Consider the following 18548-nt stretch of genomic DNA (forward strand, 5'->3'; position numbering starts at 1 on the left):
CCTTAAGACCGAAGGCTGAAAGATCGAGAGCTCGGATCATCCCCAGGCAACGGCCGGGCTCTCGATCTGAAGCACACCCAACACCGTCAACGCCCCGCTCGCGACGGCAACCCTTCGTCCTTTGGCAAAACAAGGAAGCGTCTGAATGTCCATCCGCATCGCAGTTTCCGTTCTCGCTCTGACCCTTCTGCCTTTGGCCGGCTCGATTTCGGCGCAGGCCGAAGACAGCGCCGACAAAGCCAAGGCGGTCAAGGACGAGGGCGGCAAATATTTGGATGCGGATGGAAATCCAACCTACAAGATCGAGAACGGAACCGTGGATTGGTACACGTTCAGCGGCTATCGCCGCTATCACTCGGACTGCCATGTCTGCCACGGACAGGACGGGATGGGTTCGACCTATGCCCCGGCTCTGGCGAACAGCCTTAAAACGATCGACTACCCTACCTTCCTCTCGATCGTCGCCCAGGGCCGCAAGAACACCGCCAACGGCAAGGAGAATGTCATGCCTGCCTTTGGCGACAACAAGAACGTCTACTGCTATCTGGATGACCTCTACGTCTACCTGCGCGCCCGCGCCGACGGCGCCGCGCCGCGCGGCAGGCCGCCCAAGCACGAGGACAAACCCCAGGCGGCCAAGGATGCCGAAAAATCCTGCATGGGGGGATGACGTGACCGGCCGGGTTGCATCGAAGCCACGTTTCGTTCTGCCCCTGCTCGGCGCGCTCGCCCTGTTGCCGTCGGCTGCCTGGGCGCAAGGCGCCGGCCTTGGCGCCGCGGGCGAACTGGTGGACCCCAACATTCTGCGCGTCTGCGCCGATCCTTCGAACATGCCCTTCACCGACCAGAGCGGCCAGGGATTCGAAAACAAGCTGGCCGAGCTGGTCGCCAGGAAGACAGGGCGGAAGTCGGTTGCCTACACCTGGTTTCCGACCGTGATCGGCTTCGTGCGCAACACGCTTGCCGCCAACCGATGCGACGTTATCATGGGCTATGCCCAGGGCGATGAACTGGTGCAGAACACCAACGCCTACTATCGCTCCTCCTATGTGCTTGTGCATCCCAAGGGCGACGGCCTCGAAGGTGTCGAGACGATCGAGGATCCGAAACTCGCCGGCAAGCGGATCGGCGTCGTCGAACGCACGCCGCCGACCGCCAACATGGCCGCCAACAAGCTCTTGCGGACGGCAAAGATCTACCCGCTGGCCGTCGATACCCGCGTCACCCCGTCGATGGGAGAGGTCATGATCAAGGACATGCTCGCCGGCAAGATCGACGCGGCGATCCTGTGGGGACCGATGGCTGGTTACTATGCCAAGCAGCTCGACGCGAATGTCGCGATCGTCCCGCTGGTCAAGGAAAAGACGGGTTCGCGCATGTCCTACCGCATCACCATGGGAGTGCGCCCATCCGACCAGGAATGGAAACGTACCCTCAACAAGGTGATCCGCGAAAACCAGGCGGAGATCAACAAGCTCCTGCTCGACTACAACGTGCCGCTGATCGACGAACATGACAACCCGATCACGGCGACGCCGGGGTGAGCGCGATGGGAGCGGAAGCGGCAGAGGCGATGGAGCGAAGGAACCGATCTTCGATACGGACAGTTTCTTTTAGTTGTTTGAGAACCCGGTGTTTCATTTGTCCATTTGTGAAGTGATGGACGAGCCATTGCACCCGCCCGCAATGGCCCAACGACATGACCGGCCCCTTCGGGCTGGCAGAAGAGGAGAATGCGATGAAGAAGAGCTGGAACAAACCGACCATGTGCCAGGTTGCTGCGGGCTTCGAAATTTCGCGGTATCTGCCTGCTGAAATTCCTCCCAGGAAGTAGGCCGCAAGGGTGCATGTCCCTGGCAGCAGGGGCATGCACCCCGCCGCATGTGAGGGCATTGCAGCGGCAAACACGGATACGAAGCTGTCTGCCGCCGCCAAGCCGGTCGGATGGACCGCGGAGCGGGCATTTGCCATGCGCGTGAAGATCATCGGATCGGCGGCGGGAGGCGGCTTTCCGCAATGGAACTGCAATTACCGCCTGAGCCGCGCGGCACGCGCTGGCGTGCCCGGCGTGCGTCCGCGAACCCAATCATCCATTGCCGTATCGGCGGACGGGACAGGTTGGGTTCTCTTCAATGCGTCGCCGGACATCCGCCAGCAGATTGCGCAAGCGCCCGAACTGCAGCCCGCGTCCGACGCACCGCTGCGCTCGACGCCGATCCGCGCGGTGGTGCTGACCAATGCCGACGTGGATCATGTCGCCGGTCTGCTCAGCCTGCGTGAAAGACAGCCATTCGCGATCTATGCGAGCGCTCAGGTGCTGGCGACGCTGGAGGCCAATTCGATCTTCAATGTTCTCGACCCGGCGATCGTGCCTCGGCGCCTGCTGGCGCCGACGCAGGAAATGGCGGTCCGCGACGCGGACGGCGACCCGACCGGCGTGGTCGTCGGCAGCTTTCCGGTGCCGGGCAAGGTCGCGCTCTATCTCGAGCAACCAGGCGATCCCGCCGCCGATTTCGGCTCCGACACGGGCGACACGATCGGCGTCCGTATCAGCGGGCCCGATGGTCGCGGCGCCGTTTTCTACGTTCCGGGCTGCGCGCGCATCGATGCCGTGCTGCGCGCGCGCCTAGCCGATGCCGCCTGCCTTCTGTTCGATGGCACCGTCTACACGGACGACGAGATGATCACGGCTGGCGTCGGCCAGAAAACCGGCGCGCGCATGGGGCACATCGCAATGTCGGGAGAAGCAGGTTCGATCGCCGGCCTCGCCGATGTGAAGATCGGTCGCCGTATCTTCATCCATATCAACAACACCAATCCTGTTCTGGACGAGAATTCCGCCGAGCACGCGACCGTCAAGGCGGCTGGCTGGGAAGTCGCCAGCGATGGCATGGAGATGGAATTTTGAGCGATTTCCATGACGCGGCCCGAGGCGGCCTGTCGAAGAGCGAGCTCGAGGCCGTGCTGCGGCGGGTCGGCGAGGAGCGCTATCACAACCGCCATCCTTTCCATCACAGGATGACTGGGGGTGCCTTGTCGAAGACCGAAATGCAGGCCTGGGCGCTGAACCGCTATTGCTACCAGGCCGTCATTCCGCGCAAGGACGCCATGATCCTCGCACGTGCCGAAGACCCGGCGTTCCGCGCCGCCTGGCGCAAGCGCATCGAGGACCACGACGGCGAGGACGGCTGGAGCGGCGGCATCGCCCGCTGGCTGCATCTGGCGACCTCGCTCGGGCTCGATGCCGAAGCCGTCAAGAGCGAAAGGCTGGCGCTGCCGGCGACCCGCTTCGCCGTCGGCGCCTATCTTTCCTTCTGCACGAACCGGACGCTGCTTGAGGCGGTCGCATCATCGCTGACCGAGATGTTCTCGCCGACCATCATCGGCGAGCGGGTGCCGGCGATGCTGGCCAGATACGACTACATCACCGAGGACACGCTGGCCTATTTCAGCCGGCGGCCCGAACAGGCATCGCGCGACGCCGACTTCGCCCTCACCTATGTGCTCGCCCACGCCGACACGGCCGAACGCCAGCAGCAGGCGATCGATGCGCTGGTGTTCAAATGCGATATACTCTGGGCCATGCTCGATGCGCTCCAGCATGCCTACGGCGCCCCCGGAAACATACCGCCCGGGGCCTTCCGCCCGGAGGCGGCCTTATGATGGCGGCGCTGCGCGAAAGAGCCATCGTGTCGTCGCGGTCGGTGCCATCGCTGCCCAGGCATGTGCGCATCCAGTATGACCCCGTGCGGCAGGCCTTCGCCGTGCTCTCGCCGGAGAAGGTATTCTGGCCGAACGAGATCAGCCTCGACATACTGCGCCGCTGCAACGGCCAGTCCAGCGTCGAGCGCATCATTGCCGATCTTGCGGCCGACTATGAGGCGTATCCGCGGGACGTGGCGGCCGACGTCGTCGCCTTCCTGCAGGAATGGTCGGACAAGCTCTTGGTGAAGCTATGAGCGAGCCCCTCCTGCCCCCGATCGGCATGCTGGCGGAACTGACGCATCGCTGCCCGCTGCAGTGCCCCTATTGCTCCAACCCGGTCGAACTGCTGAAGGCCGACCGCGAGCTCGACACGCAGACCTGGCTCGATCTTTTCTCGCAGGCCGCCGATCTCGGCGTCCTGCAGGTGCATCTTTCCGGCGGCGAACCGACGCTGCGCCGGGACTTCGAGCAATTGATCGCCGGGCTTTCGGCGCGCGGCGTCTACACCAACCTCATCACCGCCGGCGTCGGCATTGCCGAGGGCCGCATCGAGGCCTTTGCCGAAGCCGGACTCGACCACCTGCAACTGAGCTTCCAGGGCGCCCGACCAGCGACCACCGACCGTATCGGCAACCACCGGGGCAGCCACGAGAAAAAGCTGGAGACAGCGCACCGCGCCCGCGCGGCCGGACTGCCCCTCACCATCAATGCGCCGGTCCATCGGCACAACATCGAGGAGGTGCCGGAATTCATCGATCTCGCCCTCTCCTTGGATGCCGAGCGGCTCGAGATTGCGAACGTCCAGTATGCCGGTTGGGCGCTCGCCAACCGCGACAGGCTGATGCCCGACCTGGCAGCGGTCAACCGCCAGGCGGACATCGTCGCGGCGGCGCGCGAAAGGCTCGCCGGCATCATGACCATCGATTTCGTCACCCCGGATTATTTCGCCATCTATCCCAAGCCGTGCATGGGCGGCTGGGCCCGCGACGCCTTCATGGTGGCTCCCGACGGCACCGTATTGCCGTGCCATGCCGCCCAGACGATTCCCTCGCTGCGTTTTGAGCGCTTCGGAGACCGCAGGCTCGCCGAAATCTGGACCGATTCACCGGCCTTCAACGCCTTCCGCGGCACCGACTGGATGCACGAGCCGTGCCGAAGCTGCGAGCGCCGCGAGATCGATTGGGGCGGCTGCAGGTGTCAGGCGATGGCGATTGCCGGCGATGCCACCGCAACGGATCCGGCCTGCGTCAAGTCGCCGATCCACAATCGAATGGCGATGCTGACCGACGCCGCCCAGGCGAAGGCAGCGCCGGAGGGGAAAGAAAGCTTCATTTTCCGGCGGATCGGCGCCGCAACCCGACCTGACACGCGCGCCGAACCTGCCCACTGATAACGGCCCGAAGGATACCTTGGCCCTTGGTGGTATCGCCTTGTATCTCTTGCCGATTAGGCGCAATTCCAGGAAAAGTGTCAGCGGTTTTCCGCCCGGAATTGGGTCAAAACAAAGAGATAGAGCGGTTCGCCGTTTCCGCGAAACGGTGAAACGCACTAGGCGCCGCTGAAGCCCGGAATCCCGGCCAGATCGATCTCGGTGATGTGCCAGCGGCCAAGGTTTGCGGTGTAGAGCTTGTCGCCCTTGAAGGCGATGTTGGTGGGATGCGCCAGCGTCGTCGCAGCCGGATCCTCGATCAGCACTTCGAGACCGCAGTCCTTTCGCCAGCGATAGATGCGGCTCGGCTCGTAGCATGAGATGAGCAGTGAGCCGTCGGAAGCGAAGGCGAGCCCGTCCGGGACATTGCGCACGTCTTCGACGACGACCTGCCGGCGTCCCGCCGTACCATCGGTGAGGATCGGCACATAGCTGATGCAGGGCGCATCGCTCTCAACCACATAGAGCCCGTTGGCGTCCGGCGCCATGGCCATGCCGTTGGCGAAGGACATCGCTTCCCGGCACCATAGGCCGCCCTCACCCGTCCGCAGATCATAGCGGAAGATGCCCGAACGTTTGTCCTCGCCCACACTGTCAGACACGTAGAGCCAGCCTCGCGCCTCGTCGATGACCGGATAGTTCGGCACGCGGATGCCGGACGAAGCGAAGCGCTCCATATGGCCCGTCGCGGCATCCCAGCGGAAGATCACGGCATGCTTGAGATCGCAGGCGAAGCAATTGCCGGCGCCGTCGAAGGCAATGCCGAGAAGGAAGCCGTCGGTGCAGCCCATGCGCTCGACCGAACCGCCATCGGCGGCAAGCCTCAGGAGGTCGCCGGTCTCGGTGCCGCACCAGATCGATCCGTCGCGATGGACAGCCACGCCCTCCGGATGCGCGACGCGCGGATTGCTGAAGATGCCGTCGAAGAAGACCCGGGCGGCGGACATGTCGAGCAACGGCTTTGCCATGGAACGCTCCTCAGCTTGTGGCAGGTGGCCTCTGCGCGGCGATGCAGCGCTCGACCATGGCGCGGTCGGCCGCGAGGATTTCGGCGATGAGCGTGCCGCGCTCCTTGGCGCTGACGAATTCGAGACGTCGCAGGCCAAGCGGGTCGATGCGGTTCCGCAATACCGATAGCATTTCCCCGGAAGGCCTCGGCACCTCCCGGCAGTCGACGTCGAACGTCACCGCAAAGCCGGTGGCGTCACGGATCTGCTGCCGGGGGACGCCGGGCATGGTTTCGATGACGATCAACTCCCGTGATGCCTCGTCGAGCCGGAGGACGCAGAGGTCGGTGAAGACCAGCGCCTTGCCTGTCCGATAGCCCATCGGCTCGCGTTCATCCGGCGTAAGCAGACCGCGTGCGGAACTTGCAATCTCGACCGCATCCACCAGCGACTGCACCGAGTGACGCGGGACATAGAGCAGGTAGTCGCGATGCATGTTGGCGACATCGGCCATGCCGCCCTGCCCCGGCAGCCGGATCAACCCGCCGCTCGGCTTGCGCAAGGCGATGGTGTTGACGCGGCCGTGCCGGTCGACCTGTGCGGCGCCGACAATCTCATGCGTCACCGCGCCCGCCTGGTAGTAGGTCGAATAGGTGTCGTCGCCGCCGGCATGCGCGACCGCCGTCTCGCAATCGAGGCTTTCGATCAGAGACAGCACCATCGGGCTTGGCGCGATGTCGAGATGGCCGCAGCTCATCGTCGCGATGATCATGTCCGGCGCGTGCGTCGCCTTGGCCAGCCGATAGGCGACGTTGGCGAGCGGCGAGACCGCGCCGGCGCTGGCGAAGCTCTCATTGTCGAGCTCGAGGGCGATCCGCGCGGCGATGATTTCGTCGACGGATGCTTCCTCCTCGCGCTGCACCAGTGCAGGCATCGCGAGGACAGTCTCGGCACTGACTTCGGCCGCCTTCTTAAGCCGTTCCGGCAGGCCGCCCGAAGGTAGGCTTAGCTTGCCCGACAACGCCGCGTCCTTCGTCGCGAACGCCTCCGACAATGCCTGATAATCCGTGACGTAGAATGGCAGGCACGAGGCTGGATAGGCGCCGCCCGGCGCCAGCGCTATCGCCGAAACCTGGTTGCGGGTAAGCACGCTCTGGCGGCCGTCCCGCCGCAACGCGCCGATCGGCACGATCTCCTCGACCGTGACCAGCACTTTCCGCGTCGCGCCCGCCATGGCGAAGTCCAGCGCCCGCGGCCCGATGATCTCGACATTGCCGCTTTCGTCGGCGCGCTGGGCGTGGACGATGAAGGTGTCGAGCCTGAGCGGCGGGACGAACCCCGTATCGGTCCCGGCAAGCGGATCAGGCCTGGCGGCCGCGCCCGGCACGCGCGCCAGCATGTCGGAGCCCTGAGGCAACTGGAACGGCATCGACGGCAGGTTCTGCTGCGCTGCCCGCAGCGCCTGGATCATGGCCAGTGCCGTCCAATCACGGACGGGGATCGTACCGTTCTCCGCCGCCGCGCGAAACTTCGGCGGCAGCCCGAAGATATCCAGGCTGGAAAAGCAGAAGTCGATTTCCGCCACCGCGCCCGCATCGAGCAGCAGTTCGAGCGGCAGGCCGCCGGCCCACGAGACATAGCGCAAATCTTTCACGCCGGACCCGGCGATCGCGCGCAGCAACGCGATCGGTAGCCGGGCGAAGTGGTGGCCGCCGACGCCGAAAGCGTCGCCGTCGCGGACCATCGCCGCCAGCCCCTCGATATCGGTGAAGCGGGGCCGGTTCGGCTTGACCAGGGAAACTGACCTGCGATCTGTCACAGCGCCGATGCCTCGATGCGATAGCGGGTCACGAACGGTTTCTCGGGCGAGAATTCCAGCGCCGTCGCGATGCCGGATTGCGCGATCGGATTGTCGGCCAACGCGGTCGCTGGGCCGAGCCCGAAAGGCGAGCAGATCGGCTCGATGCCGATCGCGACATGACGCCCGTTCCAGGGCGCCGCCTTGCGCCCGCGATTGGAATACCAAAGCAGGAGGCTCGGGAAATGCTCCTTTTGCCAGGAAAGCTGCACCCGGTAGCCGTCCTCATGGTCGACGAGCGCTGCGATGCCGTCGGAGCCCTCGATCTGCAGCAGCTCCTCCGTCGCAGCCGTCAGAGGCAAGCGGGAGGCGTCGATCGTGTCACCGGCGCGCGCCGGCACCGATATCAGCTCGAAGAAGGTCTTGTTCCTGGCAAACAGCGAAGCGTCTGGTTCGACATCGTGCGGATAGGTGCGGCCTTCGTCGAAGTCGCCGAGCTCCAGCGTGGCCGCGCCCGTCTCGAACGGCAGCCGGAACACTGGGTGCAGGCCGATCGGCAGGCAGCAGGCGCGACGAACGATGATGCTGAACTCAATGTCGATGGCCGGCGCCGACGGATCGGGCCTTATCGTCCGTTCGACACGCTCGACCGGGCTTGCCTCGGGATAGGCAAGCGCCAGCGACAGCGATCCGCTCTCACTGGCGCGCCAGGTCCAGTCATGGTTGGAGCTGTGGCCGTGGACTTCCTCGTCCGGAGCCGGCGGCCCCATGACGCGCGCCCAGCTCTCGGGCCATCCTTCGGCAGGCACCGAATAGCCGAAGGGCACGCAGGGCCATTCGCCGCGCAGCTTGCGCAGAATGCCCGGTAGCGCTTCCGACTCCGGCTTGTTCGTCCAGGGCGCGACATGCATCGGCGAGACCTGCCGGCCGTCGGGAAGCAGAAACGTGACCGGCGCGAGCATCGCGCCGAGCCGCTGCACGGTCAGCGCGCCATGCGCCCAGCCGAGGCCACGATAGTCGTCGTCCCTCATGAGCCGGCCTTCTTCACCGCGCTCCTCTCGGCGAACTCCTTGACGCGCCGTTGGCCGGTCTCGCTGCGGTAGAGGCCGCCCAATATGTTGCGCTCCATCGCAAGGCCCTCACCCAGATCGCCCGATACGGCATGCGCCGTCAGGGCTTTCAGGCCTTTGATCGCGGCGGCGGGCTCGGCGGCGATCATCCCGGCCAGTTCCAGCGCGCGCGGCATCAGCTTTTCGACATCGACGATCTCATTGACCAGGCCCGCGCCGACGAATTCGGAGGCCGGCACGATGGCGCCGGTCATCAGCAGAAGATTGGCGCGGTTGCGGCCGAGCTTGGCGACGCTGCGCTGCGTGCCGCCGCCGCCGGGGTTCAGCCCGAGCTTGATCTCGGGCAGGCCGAGCTTGGCGAACTGGTTGGCGATCACGATGTCGCAGCACAGCACCAGTTCCATGCCGCCGCCCAGCGCGAAGCCGTTGACCGCCGCGATCACCGGCTTTCGGTTCTCCTCGATCGCCGCGTACATACGCGTGCCGGCGGCCTGGAACGTGTCGAACTCGGCCGCGGTCTGCGCGGCATATTCCTTGATGTCGGCGCCGGCCATGAAGCCGCGCCCCTCGCCGGTCACCACGATCGCACCGACATTTTCGTCGCCCGACAGGGCCTCGAACGCCTCCGTGATCTCGCCTTGCATCTGCCGGTTCATGGCGTTGAGCTGATCGGCGCGCCGGAAGGTGACCACCGCGACGCGGCCTTGGATCTCGACGGTGAGTGTCTCGTAGGCGCCCATCGTCAAGCCGCGTCCACGGTCATGTCGCCGGACGCCTCGAGCGCCGCGATCTCGTCCTTGGAGAGGCCGAACTCGGCCAGGATCTCGCGGCCATGCTGGCCGACCAGCGGCGCTGGCCGCTCGATGGTCGCGGGCGTCTCGCTCATCTTGACGGCGGGCGCCACCACCCGCACCTTGCCGCCGCGCGGATGCTCGTAGCTGGTGATCATGCCCATATGCGTGACCTGCGGATCCTCCGCCGCGCGGCGGATGTCCTTCACCTCCGCGCACCAGATGTCGGCTTTGAGAAGCCGCGCCAGCAGATCCTGCGTGGCGAATTTCCTGGTCTCGGCATTGACCTTCTCGAACACCTCGTCGCGCTTGTCGAACAAGGTTTTCAAATCGTCATAGGCGGCGAGCTGCGGCGCTTCCAGCACCTCGTAAAGCGTCTTGAACGGGCTCATGGCGATCGACACGTAGCCGCCGTCCTTCGTCTCGTAGATTCCGAACGGCGCCTGCATGCCGGGATGGCCGATGCCGGAATTCGGCCGCACGAAATCCTCGCCGAGATTGAGCACGGCGACATATTCCTGGTTGAGATGCGCCAGCAGCCCGGCCAGCAGATTGACCTCGATCTTCTGACCCTTGCCGGTCTTCTCGCGATAATAGAGCGCCGACAGGATGCCGTAGACCATGTTCATGGCGCCGATCTGGTCGGCGAGGCCGGCGCCGGCGGGAACCGGTGCCTGGTCGCCGCGGCCCGTATTGGCGATCAGCCCGGCCAGCCCTTGGATGAGCATGTCCTGCCCCGGACGCTCGACGTAAGGCCCCTCCTCGCCATAGCCCGAACCGGAGCAGTAGATGATGCGCGGATTGACGGCCTTGAAATCCTCGTAGCCGTAGCCGAGCTTGGCCAGCACGCCGGGACGGAAATTCTGCACCACCACGTCGGCAGTTCGGGCCATCTCCATGATGATGGCATGCACCTTGCGGCTCTTCAGGTTGAGCGCGATCGAGCGCTTGTTGCGGTTCCAGGCGAGGAAGTTCGGGCTCTCGGAGCCGCCCACCCATTTGGCGAAGAAGGTCATGCCGCGGAACATGTCGCCGGCGCCCGCGCGCTCGATCTTGATGACGTCGGCGCCCATGTCGCCCAGCAGCTGCGTGGCGAACGGCCCCTGCAGCAGATGGCTGAAGTCGAGGATGCGGACGCCTTCGAGGGCCTTGTTCATTTCATGACTCGTTTCGTTTCAAAGCAGTTCGGGAACGTAGCGGGGCGTCGCCGTCAGCCCGCCGTCGACGCGCAGGTCGGTGCCGGTGGTGAAGCCGGCCGCATCGGAAGCCAGATAGACGGCGGCCTCGGCCACCTCGGAAGGCTCGCCGATGCGGCCAAGCGGATGCATCTTGACCCACGCCTTGGCGAGGCTGCCGCCGATTTCCTTGATCAGCCTGTCGTTCATCGGTGTGTTGATGGTGCCCGGCGAGATCGAGTTGACGCGGATGTTCAGCGGGCCGAACTCGACCGCCATCTGGCGCGTCATCGCCATCACCGCGCCCTTGGCGCCGGCATAGGCGGTCCAGCCGTCGAGGCCGATATGGCCCTGCGCCGAGGCCATGTTGATGATCGAGCCGGACTTCTGCGCGATCATGTGCGGCAATGCATATTTGCAGCCGCGGAACACGCTGGTCAGGTTGACCGCGATCAGCCGGTGCCATTGCTCGTCGGTCATCTCGTGCACCGGCATGCCGCCTATCGCGATCGCGGCGTTGTTGACCAGGATATCGAGATGTCCGGTCTTCTTCACCGCGCTGTCGATCAGGCCGACGATGTCGGCTTCCTGGGAGACGTCGCAATGGACGTAGTCGGCGCGGCGGCCAGCCGCGCGAAGTGCTGCCGCGAACGTCTCGCCTGCGCCGTCGGCGATGTCGCCGAGGAACACATGCGCCCCTTCCCGGGCCATGGCCTCGGCGATCGCGTGGCCGATGCCGTCGGCCGCACCGGTGATGACGGCGGTTTTTCCTTCAAGACGAGCCATATCAGCCTCCATTCGCGCGCCGGTGCTTCGCTTCGTCGAAGGCGACCGCGGCAATGATGATCATGCCGGTGATGACGAGCTGCCATTCGGTGGGCAGGCCGAGACCGCGCAGGCCGTTGGACAGAAACTGCAGGATGAGCACGCCCAGCGCCATGCCTGTCAGGCTGCCGATGCCGCCGGCAAGGCTCACGCCGCCGAGCACCGTCGCGGCGACGACCTGGAATTCGAAATTGAGCCCCGCCGTATGCTGCGCCGAGCCGACACGCGCCGCCAGGATGATGCCCGCGACGGTCGCCAGCAGCGCGCTGATGATGAAGCAGATGAACTTGACGCGCCGCACGTCGTAGCCGGCGAGCCGCGCCACTTCCTGGTTGCCGCCGACGGCATAGATCTGCCGTCCGAACGGCCAGTGCTGCATCATGTAGCCGAAGGCGACGAGGAGCACGATGGCGATCACCGCCGAATACGGGATGATATTGAACAGGCGCCCGTCGGAGAGCGCGATGAAGGAGTCGAGGCTGGCATCGTCGGAGATCGCGCGCTGGCCGGTGTAGAGATAGACGCCGCCGCGCATGATGAACATGGTTCCGAGCGTCACGATCAGCGAGTTGATGCCGGCATAGGCGACGAGATAGCCGTTCACCATCCCAATGATCAGGCCGAACAGCAGTGCGCCGCCGACGCCAAGCGCCAGCGAATTGGTGTCGTTCATGATGATGATCAGCGGCAGCGCGATGGTCGCCAGCAGCGAGCCGATCGAAATGTCGACCTCGCCGGAAATGAAGACGAGGGCGCAGCCGATGCCGGCGGTGAGCGCCAGCGAGGCCTGGCCCAGCACATTGGTCATGTTGCGCACGGAGAAGAAATTCTCGACCGTTGCGGAAAAGAACGCCAGCACCAGGACGAGGCAGACGAGCAGCGCCAGTTCCTGGCGGGCAAAGAGCCGCGCCAGCAAGGATGGCTGGTCTTTCGCGGAAGCCGTGCTTGCCAGGCTCATCGCTTGCCTCCTCCGAGGGAATGGCGCTTATCGCAAGGAATGCCGAGGCGATACGCCATGGTTCTATCCGATCGCCGCATTGAGGATCTTCTCCTGCGTGGCTTCCTCGCGCGGCATCAGCGCGGTCAGGCGGCCTTCGCACATCACCGCGATCCGATCGGCGAGGCCGAGCAGTTCCGGCATCTCCGACGTCATCATGACCACCGCCAGGCCCTCGCCGGCGAGCCGGTCGATCAGCGCGAAGATTTCCGACTTGGCGCCAACATCGATGCCGCGTGTCGGCTCGTCGACGACGATGACCTTCAGGCCGCGCATCAGCCAGCGCGAGATCAGCACCTTCTGCTGGTTGCCGCCGGAGAGGTTCTTGATCTGCTGGAACAGGCTGGGCGTCTTGATGCGGAAGCGGTCGACATAGTCCTGCACCGCCTGGTGTTCCTTCGCCTTGTCGACGAAGCCCAATCGGGCGAACGCGCCGAGCGAGGCGAGGCTGGCGTTCTGGTAGACCGGCAACTCGCCCATCAGGCCTTCGCTCTTGCGGTCCTCGGTGAGCAGGCCGATGCCGAGCCGCACCCCGGTGCGCGTGTCGTGCGGCGCCAGCCGCTGACCGTCGACCGTGACGGTGCCAGAGGCGATCGGGTCGTAGCCGACGATCGCCTTGGCGAGCTCGGTGCGGCCGGCGCCCATCAAACCGAAAAAGCCGAGCACCTCGCCGGCGCGTGCCTCGAAGGACACGTCGATGAGCTTCTTCGCCGTGCTGAGGTTTTCAACCGACAGCGCCACCTTGCTGCCCGCCGCGCCGCGCTGGCGCGGAAAGAGGTTGTCGATCCGGCGGCCGATCATGTCCTGGATCAGCGTGTCGTTGGTGTGCTCGCCGATCGGCCTGGTCGAGATATGGCGTCCATCGCGCAGCACCGTCACCGTGTCGGCGATCTCGAACACCTCGTCGAGCTTGTGGCTGACATAGACCACGGCGATGCCGAGCGCCGCCAGGCGGCGGATGACGGTGAACAGCAGCGAGACCTCGTTCGGCGTCAGCGAGGACGTCGGTTCGTCCATCACCACCACGCGCGCCTCGTGGGCGAGCGCGCGGGCGATCTCGACCATCTGCTGCTGGCTGACCGGCAGCGATCCCGTCCGCGCCGCCGGATCGACGTTGAAGCCGATGCGGTTGAACAGCGCCGCCGAGTCGGCGCGGATCTTCTTCCAGTCGATCGAGCCGGTCCTGCCGGTCGGATAGCCTTCGAGGAAGATGTTTTCCGCGACGGTGAATTCGGAGATCAGCGCGATCTCCTGGAACACGACCTTGATGCCTTCCTTCAGGCTGTCGCGCGGCGACTTGATGTCGACCTCGCGCCCGCGCATGCGGATGGTGCCGGCATCCTTGCCGTAGACGCCGGCCATGATCTTGATCAGCGTCGACTTGCCGGCGCCGTTCTCGCCCATCAGCGCGTGGATCTTGCCGGGCTCCAGGGTGAAGTCGACATTGTCCAGCGCCACCACGCCCGGGAAGCGCTTGCCGATGCCGCGCATCTCCAGCGCCGACACATCGGTGTCGATGGGCGCGCCTTCGCCGGGATGAAGGAAATCAACGGACATTGGCTTTGTTCCGGATGATGTCGAGATAAGTCGCCAGGATGATGACGATACCCGGCACCACCATCTGCAGGTCCTGGTTCCAGCCGAGGATGATGATGCCGTTGTCGATCACCTTGAGAACCAGCACGCCGAGCAGCGTGCCGAACAGTGAGCCGCGGCCGCCGAGCAGGCTGGTGCCGCCAAGAATGACGGCGGCGATCACCGTCAGCTCGAAGCCGCGCCCAGCGGTCGGCTGGCCGGCATTCATCAATGACGACAGGATCATGCCGGCGACGCCGACGGCGAGGCCGGTGACGACGAAGGCAAGCAGCTTCAGCCGTTCCGAACGCAGGCCGGACAGGCGCACCGCCCTTTCATTGGCGCCGACCGCGTAGAGATAGCGGCCGAGCGTGGTGAAGCGCAGCGTCACATAGGCGACGACGAAGATAAGCGCGGCGATGATGACGGGGACGGGTACCGCGCCGACATAGCCGGCGCCGAGATCGGTGAAGCTTGCCAGTTGGTTGTGGTTCTGCACTGCTTCGCGCGTGAACAGATAGACTCCGCCCTGCAGCATCATCATGGTGCCGATGGTGGCGATCAGCGAGTTCACCCTTAGCTTGGTGACGACAAGCCCGTTGAACAGACCGACTCCCCCGGCGAAGGCAAGCGCTGCCAGCATGCCGAGCGCGAGGCTGTGCGTGGAATTGAGCACCGCCATGCCGATGCAGCCGACAAAGGCGAGCGAGGCGCCGACCGACAGGTCGACTTCCGCCGTGATGATGAGCATGGTCATGCCCGAGGCGACGATCAGCACCAGCGCGCATTGGCGCAGGATGGCGATGATGTTGGCCTCCGAATAGAACTGCGGCGCCGCGATCGAGATGGCGATGCAAAGCACCGCCAGGATGCCGCCCAGCACCAGCTGGCTGCTGCCGAGAAGCTGGCCGCCGATAAGACGCTTCTGCGCGGAAGCGTGTGTAAGCTCGCTCATGTCAGTCCGTTCCCGTCGCTAGAGCATGATGCCGAAAGTGTGAAGCGGTTTTCGGACGACATCATGCTCTATCTCTCGGATTTAGAGACGGATTCAGATTTCAGGTCGAACAGACCTGAAATCATCCGGCTCTAAGGTCAGGCGCCGGCGCCGTGTCCTTGCCGGCCATCGGCCCCTGGCAGGTGGCCCTTCCCGCGACGCGGGAAGGGCTGTGTCGATCGACCTATTTCTTCAGGTCGGCCGAGGTCTTCATGCACTTCGCCGGCGGCTGCAGCGCATTGACGGCGTCCCATTTGATGGTGCGGGTCTTGCTGTCATAATCATAGTATTTCTTCCAATCGTCGCCAGTCATCGGCGCGGTCGGGCTGACGATGTGCTCCGGCACCTGCTCGTTGTTGAACAGCTTGACCGCCGCGTCGATGGTGGTGAAGCCTTCCTTCTCCGGGAACATGGCGGCCTCGATGCGGTAGGACGGCTCATTCTGCATGGCGTTGATGAAGGCGAGCCCTTCGCCGCCGGTGCCGACCGTCAGCAGGCCGTCCTGCGACTTGCCGGCGGCCTTCCAGGCCTGCAGACCGCCGAGCGACGAAGAATCGTTGATGCCGTAGATGATGTTGACGTCGGAATTCTTGGCGAGCGCTGCCGAGGAGACTTCCAGAGCGCGGTCCGGATTGCCGCCGCCGTCGAGGTCATGCACCATCACAGCATCGGGGATGACGGTCTTAAGCCCGTCCATGAAGCCGTGCGAGCGCAGCACCGTCGCCGACAGCAGCGGCAGGCCGACATTCATCACCTTGGCGACGCCGCCGAGTTTTTCCTTGGCATATTTGCCGGCCTCGACGCCGGAGAAGTAGCCGGTGTCGTAGTCGCAGATGGCGACCATCGTGGTCATGCCCTTGACGGGGTTGCCCTCGAGCACCACCGGGATGTTGGCGGCCTTGGCCTGGCGCAGCAGCGGCACCACGCCTTCCTCGTTGACCGGGGTGATGATCAGCACGTCGACGCCCTTGGCGATGAGGTCCTCGGCGGCGGCGACCTGCTTGGCTATGTCGAGGTTGGCGTCCTGCACTTCGACCTCGATCCCGAGTTCCTTGCCATGCGCCTTCATGCCCTTGATCACATTCTGGTACCACTCATGCGTGGCGTAGTTGGTGACGTACCCGATATGCTTGGGCATGTTCTCGGCATGCGTCGCCGCCGCACCCATCGCCAGCATGGCCGCGGATGCGAGCAGGATTGATTTGGACCAGTGCATTTTTCTCTCCCAGGTTTTTCGTTTGTCTCAGTCGCTGAACGGGTAGTCCCGCCGTTCCGGGTCGGCACGTGAAGAGCTGTTGGCTTCGCCCCAGCCAAGCGCAGCCGATATCTTCTCGGCGGCGGCGCGGGTTCGCTCGAAGACGGTTTGACGGTCGAAGCGCGCGGCCTTCTGCGGCAAGAGCGGCACCGTGAGCGCGGCGATGACCGCGCCGGTGTGATCGCGCACCGGCATGGAGATGTTGGTGCAGGCCTCGACGGCCAGCGACGCGCGCATCTCGTGGCCGAGCCTGGCCACCTCGTTCAGCCGCGCCTCGATTTCTTCCCGAGTTCCCTGGCCCTCGCCGGCGGCGACGATCCGCTCGACGATACGGTCGCGCTCGGCCCGGTTCGAATGGGCGAGCAGCACCGCGCCGGAGCTGGTTTCGAGGATCGGGAAATGCGATCCGAGCGCAACCGAATAGCGCATCGGCAGCGGTGAATCGATCTGCAGCACCACCAGCGCGTTCTGCCCCTCGCGCACCACCAGATGGCAGCTCTGGTCGGCATTGGCGGTCAATTCGCGCATCACCGGCAGCGCGCATTCGACCAGCCTGTTGACCGGCGGATGCATATGCGCGAGCTCGAACAGCTTCAGCGACAGACGGAAGCGGTCCGATTGCGTACGGAAGATGTAGCCGCGCTTCTCCAGCAGAAGCAGGATGCGGTAGATTTCGTGGATGGACCTGCCAAGGCCGGTGGCGATCTCCGTCTGGGTCAGCGCTTCGGCGCTTGCAGCCATGAACTCCAGCACATCGAGCGCCTTCTCCACCGCCGGCACCCGATACCCGTTGCGGCCGCTTTCGCTTTCCTCGAGGGTTTCGGCAATACCGGCGGCCATCACGCGACGCTCCGTTCCGGTTGCCTGGTTTCGCGATAGAGGCGGTTGACATAATCGGCGAGTTCAGCGGCCGAGATGTCGCCGGCAATCGCAGCGGCCGCGCGCGGCGCGCATTCGCGGAAGAAGGCGATAAAGCCCGGATGGGTCGGACGCAGATAGGACGAGCTGATCGTGCGCAGAGTCGAGGCGAAGAAGTCGCCGCAGAGACGATTGACCTCGGCGTCCTTCCAGGCCGCCAGCGATCCCGGCTGTCCGCCCGACTTCACATAGTCGCTGCGCTGGTAGTCGGGCGAGCACAGGAACAGCGCGTAGTCGATCGCCGCCTCCTTGTGCTTCGACTGGGCGCTGACACCGATACCGGCGCCGCCGAGCAGCGCGCCGGCCGATCGCGCGGTCGGCACGTCGGCAAAGCGCAGATACGGCCTGTCGGCCTTCGCGGCGTAGTTCACATAGCCGAAGGCGAACGGCACATAGACGACGTCGTCGTGGGTGACCATGTGGTCGTAGCAGCGGATCGGATTCCATTTGGATGAGTTCGGATGCGACAGCGCCGCCAGTTCGCGCAGCTGCGCGATGGCCTTTTCGACCATTTCCGTGGCGATGAACTGGTCGCCATGTTCCTGCGGATGTCCGAGCGTCAGAAGCAGGCACATCGCATCCGTCGGCACGAAAGGCAGACCGAGCCACTTGCCGTCCTTGCGCGCGCGGCGGCCGAGCTCGACAACGTCTTCATGCGTACGCGGCACCGGTCCGTAGCGATCGAGAAGGTCCGGGCGATACGAAGCGACATGGCAGGCGGCGTCGATCGGCAATGCCCATTGGCGTCCGTTCTTTTCGTAGGACCGCCAGGACGGACCGACGGAATCCTGCTCGAAGAAACGGACTTGCTCCGCCGACAGATAGGCGTCGAACGGCACCATCAGCCCGTCCTGCGCGATGTCGCCGATGAAGGGATGATCGAACACCACCAGGTCGTATTCGCCGAGCACCGGGCCGAGTGCGCCCTCGCCGAATTCATAGAGGCTGCGGCGGGCCCATTCGATCTCCAGGCCGGGATTGACGGCGCAATACGGCGCGACGCTGGCGTCCAGCGGACCCCAGCAACGTCGATGATCCCACGCAAGACCGCGCAGTCCTGTCATATCCG

19 protein-coding genes are annotated in these 18548 nt (G+C 64.9%); 6 read left to right on the forward strand and 13 right to left on the reverse strand.

What is annotated here, in order from left to right:
- Nucleotides 1–145: 145 nt before the first annotated feature.
- Nucleotides 146–670, forward strand: coding sequence for a c-type cytochrome, methanol metabolism-related (locus FJW06_RS26295; RefSeq protein ID WP_140756026.1), 525 nt, complete (start codon nucleotides 146–148; stop codon nucleotides 668–670).
- On the forward strand, nucleotides 642–1544 hold the full coding sequence (locus FJW06_RS26300) for a substrate-binding domain-containing protein (protein WP_140756028.1): 903 nt from the start codon (nucleotides 642–644) through the stop codon (nucleotides 1542–1544). The genes FJW06_RS26295 and FJW06_RS26300 overlap by 29 nt, the downstream gene beginning before the upstream one ends.
- Here the strand turns inward: FJW06_RS26300 and FJW06_RS30285 are convergent.
- Nucleotides 1525–1986: a hypothetical protein gene (locus tag FJW06_RS30285; RefSeq protein ID WP_181178583.1), complete on the reverse strand. Its 462-nt coding sequence runs from the start codon at nucleotides 1984–1986 to the stop codon at nucleotides 1525–1527. The two genes, FJW06_RS26300 and FJW06_RS30285, sit on opposite strands and share 20 nt — an antisense overlap.
- On the opposite strand from FJW06_RS30285, the gene pqqB reads away from it, so the two are divergent.
- Genes pqqB through pqqE form a run of 4 tightly spaced genes read left to right on the forward strand, consistent with a single transcriptional unit; the run spans nucleotide 1970 to nucleotide 5095 of the window.
- Nucleotides 1970–2908, forward strand: a complete 939-nt coding sequence (gene pqqB, locus FJW06_RS26310) for a pyrroloquinoline quinone biosynthesis protein PqqB (protein WP_140756029.1) — start codon at nucleotides 1970–1972, stop codon at nucleotides 2906–2908. The genes FJW06_RS30285 and pqqB overlap by 17 nt on opposite strands.
- Entirely contained in the window at nucleotides 2905–3663 is a 759-nt protein-coding gene (gene pqqC, locus FJW06_RS26315; protein ID WP_140756030.1) for a pyrroloquinoline-quinone synthase PqqC, read from the forward strand. The genes pqqB and pqqC overlap by 4 nt, the downstream gene beginning before the upstream one ends.
- Nucleotides 3660–3959, forward strand: a complete 300-nt coding sequence (gene pqqD, locus FJW06_RS26320) for a pyrroloquinoline quinone biosynthesis peptide chaperone PqqD (RefSeq protein WP_246674850.1) — start codon at nucleotides 3660–3662, stop codon at nucleotides 3957–3959. The genes pqqC and pqqD overlap by 4 nt, the downstream gene beginning before the upstream one ends.
- Nucleotides 3956–5095: a pyrroloquinoline quinone biosynthesis protein PqqE gene (gene pqqE / locus FJW06_RS26325; RefSeq protein WP_140756032.1), complete on the forward strand. Its 1140-nt coding sequence runs from the start codon at nucleotides 3956–3958 to the stop codon at nucleotides 5093–5095. Before pqqD ends, pqqE begins: the two co-directional genes overlap by 4 nt.
- A 158-nt stretch (nucleotides 5096–5253) precedes the next feature.
- On the opposite strand, the gene FJW06_RS26330 is transcribed toward pqqE, so the two are convergent.
- The 12 genes from FJW06_RS26330 to FJW06_RS26385 all read right to left on the reverse strand — a co-directional run bounded on the left by FJW06_RS26330 (nucleotide 5254) and on the right by FJW06_RS26385 (nucleotide 18543).
- Nucleotides 5254–6102 carry an SMP-30/gluconolactonase/LRE family protein gene (locus FJW06_RS26330; protein ID WP_140756033.1) on the reverse strand — a complete coding sequence of 283 codons (849 nt, stop codon included), beginning with the start codon at nucleotides 6100–6102 and terminating at the stop codon, nucleotides 5254–5256.
- A 10-nt stretch (nucleotides 6103–6112) separates the two neighbouring features.
- Nucleotides 6113–7900: a CoA-transferase gene (locus tag FJW06_RS26335; RefSeq protein WP_140756034.1), complete on the reverse strand. Its 1788-nt coding sequence runs from the start codon at nucleotides 7898–7900 to the stop codon at nucleotides 6113–6115.
- On the reverse strand, nucleotides 7897–8910 hold the full coding sequence (locus FJW06_RS26340) for a hypothetical protein (protein ID WP_140756036.1): 1014 nt from the start codon (nucleotides 8908–8910) through the stop codon (nucleotides 7897–7899). The genes FJW06_RS26335 and FJW06_RS26340 overlap by 4 nt, the downstream gene beginning before the upstream one ends.
- Nucleotides 8907–9689 carry an enoyl-CoA hydratase/isomerase family protein gene (locus FJW06_RS26345; protein WP_140756092.1) on the reverse strand — a complete coding sequence of 261 codons (783 nt, stop codon included), beginning with the start codon at nucleotides 9687–9689 and terminating at the stop codon, nucleotides 8907–8909. The genes FJW06_RS26340 and FJW06_RS26345 overlap by 4 nt, the downstream gene beginning before the upstream one ends.
- Nucleotides 9690–9691: 2 nt before the next feature.
- Nucleotides 9692–10897 carry a CaiB/BaiF CoA-transferase family protein gene (locus FJW06_RS26350; RefSeq protein ID WP_140756038.1) on the reverse strand — a complete coding sequence of 402 codons (1206 nt, stop codon included), beginning with the start codon at nucleotides 10895–10897 and terminating at the stop codon, nucleotides 9692–9694.
- 18 nt (nucleotides 10898–10915) lie between these two features.
- Nucleotides 10916–11701 (reverse strand): SDR family oxidoreductase, encoded by a 786-nt coding sequence (locus FJW06_RS26355; RefSeq protein WP_140756040.1) that lies wholly within the window; start codon nucleotides 11699–11701, stop codon nucleotides 10916–10918.
- A gap of 1 nt (nucleotide 11702) precedes the next feature.
- Nucleotides 11703–12698 carry an ABC transporter permease gene (locus tag FJW06_RS26360; protein ID WP_140756042.1) on the reverse strand — a complete coding sequence of 332 codons (996 nt, stop codon included), beginning with the start codon at nucleotides 12696–12698 and terminating at the stop codon, nucleotides 11703–11705.
- Between the two features lie 63 nt (nucleotides 12699–12761).
- Nucleotides 12762–14294, reverse strand: coding sequence for a sugar ABC transporter ATP-binding protein (locus tag FJW06_RS26365; protein WP_140756044.1), 1533 nt, complete (start codon nucleotides 14292–14294; stop codon nucleotides 12762–12764).
- On the reverse strand, nucleotides 14284–15267 hold the full coding sequence (locus FJW06_RS26370) for an ABC transporter permease (protein WP_140756046.1): 984 nt from the start codon (nucleotides 15265–15267) through the stop codon (nucleotides 14284–14286). Before FJW06_RS26370 ends, FJW06_RS26365 begins: the two co-directional genes overlap by 11 nt.
- 223 nt (nucleotides 15268–15490) lie before the next feature.
- Nucleotides 15491–16522: a sugar ABC transporter substrate-binding protein gene (locus tag FJW06_RS26375; RefSeq protein WP_140756048.1), complete on the reverse strand. Its 1032-nt coding sequence runs from the start codon at nucleotides 16520–16522 to the stop codon at nucleotides 15491–15493.
- 27 nt (nucleotides 16523–16549) lie between these two features.
- Nucleotides 16550–17401, reverse strand: coding sequence for an IclR family transcriptional regulator (locus tag FJW06_RS26380; protein WP_140756050.1), 852 nt, complete (start codon nucleotides 17399–17401; stop codon nucleotides 16550–16552).
- Complete coding sequence (locus tag FJW06_RS26385; protein WP_140756052.1) at nucleotides 17401–18543, reverse strand: extracellular solute-binding protein; 1143 nt, start codon at nucleotides 18541–18543, stop codon at nucleotides 17401–17403. Before FJW06_RS26385 ends, FJW06_RS26380 begins: the two co-directional genes overlap by 1 nt.
- Between the last annotated feature and the right edge of the window lie 5 nt (nucleotides 18544–18548).

It is taken from the genome of Mesorhizobium sp. B4-1-3 (assembly GCF_006439355.1).
In the GTDB taxonomy this organism is placed as follows: domain Bacteria; phylum Pseudomonadota; class Alphaproteobacteria; order Rhizobiales; family Rhizobiaceae; genus Mesorhizobium.